Genomic DNA, 1481 nt, shown 5'->3' with positions numbered 1-1481 from the left:
CTATGGGATTAGTCCAAAAAGTTTCATTCAACAATTTGGCCCTTATATATGACACTGGCGCCAATCTTTTATTCAAGAATGGCGCCCGTTTGTTGAGGGAAAACGCTATCTTTTAAGAAAGGATCATCCGATCACGGGTTTAATCCAAGAAGTTGGGGTTCGAACTGCGTAGGGAACTCGCACGACCCTTTGGTTCCTCCCAGTCCTCTTGCCGGCCGAGGGCTGTCAAGTCAAGAAAGTAAAACGAACCGCCAAGCGTTTCAGCACCACGAGCATACATAGAGTAAGTATGGAAGACACTGTCGCCATCGCGCAAGAAACAGCTATGACCAGGCAACTCGGTCGGCTGCTCATTCCCTATATTTATACCTGCCTGCTCGAAATCTTCTTTGGTCCGGTAGTTGTACTCGATAGGGGAGACAGATTCATCCAGTGTAACGTGAAAGTCATAGTTAAAATTACTGCCATATGAAGAGTACCAGGGAAAATCCCAGACCTTTTTCGCCTTATAAGCCTCGATCTTTTTCAATGGTGCACGGGAGATCGTAACAAACGTAGTGTCACGTGCGTGCAGATGTTTAAAAAGTCCGGCGGATACCTCGTCCGCTGCGGCTGAGCAGCTCGGACAGCCATCGTCCCAACTTGGGTCAAACATGAAGTGACGAACAATGAGCTGGTGGTTACCGCCAAATAAGTCAAGCAGACTGGCCTTGCCGTCTGGGCCTTCGAAGACGTAATCTTTATCAATCTTAACCATAGGCAATCGGCGACGCTCAGCATTCAGCGCATCTCGTGCACGGGTGGCTTCTTTCTCTTTGGCCAGCAATTCCTTACGAGCCACAAGCCACTCCTCCTGAGACACGATTTTTGGGAGTTGCAGATCAGTTTGCGTATTTTTCATATCGTCTTCTCCCTTCCTTTATTTACCAAAGTATATCACACATAAATTGCTATGGACTTCTTCTCCATTGCAAAAACATTTCTTTTTTTCTTTGGCATTTCTCTTTATCAATTAACTGGCCCTTTCGTAAGATTGTTCAACTTTTAGGAAAGCTCCCGGAAATTGTCCATTTAGACATTTTTGGGGGCGAGTCATATGATAAAATAGAAAAGACCTTATAATTGAAATCTTTTTCATTTATCGAGCTTGTAAAAGTTTTTTATTTTGTAATCAAGCCATATTTTTTCAAGATATCCATGGTGATATTTTTCGCCGTTGTACCTGATCCGGCAACATTGGTAATAAACACATAGGAACGCTTTTCCGTTTCTATAAACCCAACGAACCATCCTAATCCTAAATCAGATAACCGGGTTCCTGTTTTCCCATATAGGGTATAATGATCTCCTTCTTCTTGAATCATCATTCGTTTAACCGTGTTCATTACAAGCTTATCAAAAGGAAGGTTCTCCTTATACAATCTTCCCATAAAATCTGCTTGTTCCAATGGACTTATTTTTAAGGAGCTATCTAACCAAAA

The 1481-nt window shown here is 42.8% G+C and carries 2 protein-coding genes; both read right to left on the bottom strand.

Going from position 1 to position 1481, the window contains the following annotated elements:
* Window positions 1-139: 139 nt before the first annotated feature.
* Window positions 140-901: a DUF899 domain-containing protein gene (locus AC3G7N_RS20495; protein ID WP_489424017.1), complete on the bottom strand. Its 762-nt coding sequence runs from the start codon at window positions 899-901 to the stop codon at window positions 140-142.
* A gap of 259 nt (window positions 902-1160) precedes the next feature.
* Window positions 1161-1481, bottom strand: a 321-nt coding sequence (locus AC3G7N_RS20490) for a penicillin-binding transpeptidase domain-containing protein (protein ID WP_489424016.1), incomplete at its 5' end; no start/stop codon positions are given.

This window comes from Virgibacillus carmonensis (assembly GCF_057836705.1).
Note: the sequence above shows the minus strand (reverse complement) of the source record. Positions and strands in the feature narration are given on the sequence as shown.